Below are 4501 nucleotides of genomic sequence, written 5' to 3' on the forward strand. Positions count from 1 at the left end.
CGCTTCCATACAGCGTAAACCACAGCCATAAAGCAAACCTATCAGTATTTTATGTTTCAGCAGTTTTTAGTTAACACCAAAACAATTAATAAAAATTTATTTTTTTTGCAGATGGAATTTTAAATTGATTTACTGGCTGCTTCTTGAAATAAGATTGCACAAAAAATCGGGAATTATGATCAAAGAAATAATTAACCCAACGGATAGATCATACTCCTTAAAAATGAATAAGCTTAATAAAGCTCATAAAAAATTGTAACTTATCGCAAAAACTTGTTATTCACCATACTCGCTCGGGTTTTTACCAAACTGTTTCCTAAACTCTTTACTAAAATATTTTGGGTCGTTAAAGCCAACCATGTAAGCTATTTCGGACAGGTTGCCAGCATTTTGCTTAATAAGTTGTGCAGCCCTTTTTAACCTCATAGACTTTACAAAATTATTGACGGTAAGCCCCGTTAAAGCTTTTATTTTCTTATAAAACACTGGCGTACTCATGCCTATTTCGGCAGCAAAACCATTCACATTAAATTCAGAATTGCTAATATTCTCTTCTAACAACTTTAAAACTTTGCTTAAAAACTCTTCATCAGATGATTCTATTTCTATTAAAGATGGTTCTAATGTAAATTGTTGAGTAAACCTATCTTTCATGTTTTGTTGTAAAGACAATAAGTTTTCTACAATTAATTTTAATTTTTCTATGCCAAATGGTTTTGTAAGGTAAACATCGGCACCATTTTTTAAACCATCTAACTCGTGTAAATCTCCAGATCTAGCGGTTAATAATACTACTGGAATGTGCCGAGTACTAATTTCTGATTTTAGTTTATTACATAATTGGTAGCCATTTAAAATCGGCATCATTACATCACTAATGATAACATCGGGCAATTTTTGAAGTGCTAAATCTAAGGCCACGGCACCGTTTTGTGCCCATATTACTTGGTAAGTTTTGTTTAAACTTTTAACAATAAAATTTCTTATTTCCTCATTATCTTCAACTACTAATATTAAAGGCATGGTTGCCGATACCGAAATTGGCATTTTTAGTTCTTCTGCTATAAAATCATCAGCAGCTGTTTGTGATTGATAATGGTAGGTATCCTCAAAATTAAGAGCTGTTTTTATATCAATTGAATTGAGGTGTGCTGTACCTAATGGCAAAACAAGTTTAAAACAAGTTAGATCTGTATCTTCTTCCAAAATTAAATCGCCTTGATGCAATTTTGCTAAACTTTTTGAAAAGGCTAAGCCAATACCCGTCCCTGAATTTATTTTTTGATGGCTTTCTATCTGATAAAAATCTGTAAATAAATTGTTTTTATTCGCTGCTGGTATGCCTTCCCCATTATCAAATACACTTATAAATACTTCTTTATCTGTATTGGTTACAATTACTTTAATGGTTGCATTTTTTTGCGTTACAAATTTAAACGCGTTTGAAAGTAAATTAAAAATCACTTTTTCTAATTGTAAGCTATCATAGTAAACTTCAATTACATCTTTAGAAGTTGTAAATGTGTAATCAATTGCTTTTTGGTTTGCCAGCTGACTAAAAGAAAGAAAAATTTCTTCTACAAAAGTTACAATATTACTTGCTGCAATATTTAACTTCATTTTACCAGCTTCTACTTTTCTAAAATCCATTAATTCATTAATTAAATGCAACAACCTATTCGCATTTTTATTAACGGTTAATAATTGTCTGTTAATGGCAAAATTATCTTTGGTATCGTTTATTAATTTTTCTAACGGACCAATAATCAGCGTAAGCGGAGTTCTAATTTCATGAGATACATTTGTAAAAAAATCCAATTTGGTTTGGTGTAGCTCATGCTCGTTTTTCATTAATGCCCTAATTAGCAAATACCTGTTAACAAGGTAAAAAATACCTGCTAAAAGTATTGTATATAATAAAAATGCCCATATACTTTTCCAAAATGGTGGTTTTATTATAATTTTTAAAGCTCTTGGGTTGCTGTTCCAAACGCCATCGTTATTGGCTGCCTTTACCAACAAGGTGTAGGTGCCGCTTGGCAAATTATTAAAAGTTGCGCTACCTGTTTTAATATAATTCCATTCTTTATCTAGCCCATCTAATTTATAAGCATACTTATTTTTACCAGCTTTTATAAAATTTAATGCTGCAAAATCAATACTGAAAACATTTTGCTGCGCTGTAAAAACTAATTCATTTACACTGTTTAGCGCTTCTGATAATAATTCGCTATCATCATTAATATTTACCTTGTTGTTAGCTAACCTTAGGTTGGTAAAAACCACATTTGGCGGTGTTTCATTCTCAATAATATCTTTAGGTAAAATACTTACCATTCCGTTATAACCACCAAAAAACAATTCGCCTTTGCTATCTTTAAAAAAAGAATTGTTGTTAAATACATTACCTTTTAAACCATCGCTACGGTTATAAATTTTAAAATTTCCGTAGTGGTATTTCAGTAATCCCTTATCTGTAGAAATCCAAACATTACCATCATTATCTTCAACAATTCCGGCTATTTTATTGTGAACCAATATGTTTTTTGTTGTTAAGAAATAGACTTTTTTTGTACTCCCATCAAAATAAGCCAAACCTCCTGTAACACTACCAAACCAAACTTGGTTCTCGCCTACCTGGTTTATAGAACTTACATTGTTAAAAAAACTACTGTTTAAGGGATTAAATTGCTTAAAATTTAAACTGCCTTTTGATAGGTAAAAAACACCTTCATCTGTAGCCACCCATAAGGTTTGATGCTTATCCTGAAACAGGTAACCTATATTTTGTGCCGCTAAATAAAATGGTGATTTATTTTGACTTAGACTTTGAAAATCATCCGTTTTTGGCTGATATAAGAATAGGCCTTTACCTTTAGAGGCCACCCATAAACGTTCTTGCGCATCATTATATAAATAAGTTGCTCGGTTATAAGCCAAATTATTTGGTTCGGTTTTACTAAGCTTGTAATTTTTGAAAGTTTGAGTGGTGGTGTTAAAAAAATCGACACCACTTTCATAAGCTGCTATCCATAAATTACCTTTTTTTGTAACGCTTATGGCTTTTATAAGGTTAGAGCTTATTGTGTTTTTTGCCCCATTACTTTTAAAATTGGTAAAAAGCCCTGTCTTTCTGTTATAGTAATTTAATCCTTCGGCCTCTGTACCTATCCATAAATTATTTTGTTGATCTTCTGTAATGGCACTTATTACATTACTGCTTACCGAGTTTTTGTAAGAATAATGCTGATAAGTTTTGAAAGAAACTGCATTTGGGTGGTAAACATTTATTCCTCCGTAATAAGTACCTACCCAAACAGATCCGCTTTTATCCTGGTAAATATCATAAATGGAATTTTGATTAATACTGTTTTGGTTTTCGGGGTCGTGTATTTCCTGACTAAAAGTTTTGTTTTCAGGGTCGTAAATACTGATTCCATTAATGGTAGCTATCCATAATTTGCCTTGCTTATCAATTATTATTTTCCTTATTGTATTACTTAATAAACTGTTTTTATTGTTTTTTTGAGCAGTAATATGAGTGAAAGTTTTAGCCGATGGATTGTATAAATCTAAACCGTTAAAATGCGTTCCAATCCAGATATTTTGTTGAGTGTCTTCTATTATGGCATTTACATCGTTTGATGCTATTGAATTTTCATTGTTAGCATTGTGGAAAAAAGCTTCGAATTTATAGGATTTACCTTGCGGTATCATTTTTAGTAAACCATTTAATGTACCTACCCAAATATTACTTTCGCTATCCTGATAAATTGCTTTTACCGTTTGGTGTACAATAGTTTTAGCTGCTGGATTCTTAACTAAAAATCTTTGAAACTTCCCATCATCAAGTAGTTTATTTAATCCGTTTTCTGTACCTACCCAAATGTTTGCTTGTTTATCTTCGTAAATGTACCTAATGGTATTATTGCTTAAACTTTGTGGATTGTTTTTTTGGTTTTTATAACTGATAAATGAGTTTGATGTAGATATGTATTGGTTTAAACCATCTTGCGTACCAATCCAAACTCTCCCTTTACTATCGGTTAATAAAGCATTTATATTTACACCAGAACTGATGCTATTTTTTTGTGCAACATTATTTCTAAAAATTTCAAATTGCTGAGAGTCGTATTTGTTAAGCCCTTCTTTTGTACCAAACCACATAAAACCAGTGCTATCTTGCGTTATAGAAAGTACACTACTTTGCGAAAGGCCATTTTCTACTGTTAGATGATTAAATGAGCGTTTGTTTTGGGCAGAAGAAAATACAGAAGAAACTAATATTAAAACTAAAATACAAGAGATTTTTACATCCATCTTGTTTAAAATAGTTTTAAAAAACATCATCTTTTATTTAATTGAGTAATTATTGGTTTTTAAAGTATGTTAAAGATATTTATTTTTTTTATACAATGGATGAATAGCACCAGGGTCAACGCATTTAAATTTGATTAAAGATTTTTATTAGATAGTCGTTATCCCATCCTGCCTTAAGTCT

1 protein-coding gene is annotated in these 4501 nt (G+C 31.0%); it reads right to left on the reverse strand.

The features are described 5' to 3' along the window. Positions 1-276: 276 nt before the first annotated feature. Positions 277-4320, reverse strand: a complete 4044-nt coding sequence (locus ACFSSE_RS10610) for a hybrid sensor histidine kinase/response regulator transcription factor (RefSeq protein WP_379100890.1) — start codon at positions 4318-4320, stop codon at positions 277-279. Positions 4321-4501 lie beyond the last annotated feature (181 nt).

The sequence above is a fragment of the Pedobacter alpinus genome (genome assembly GCF_042684645.1).
Classification (GTDB): domain Bacteria; phylum Bacteroidota; class Bacteroidia; order Sphingobacteriales; family Sphingobacteriaceae; genus Pseudopedobacter; species Pseudopedobacter alpinus.

Bases quoted from the DNA above. Each gene is read 5' to 3' on its own strand.
- ACFSSE_RS10610 (WP_379100890.1), bottom strand. From the start codon at position 4,320: ATGGATGTAAAAATCTCTTGTATTTTAGTTTTAATATTAGTTTCTTCT.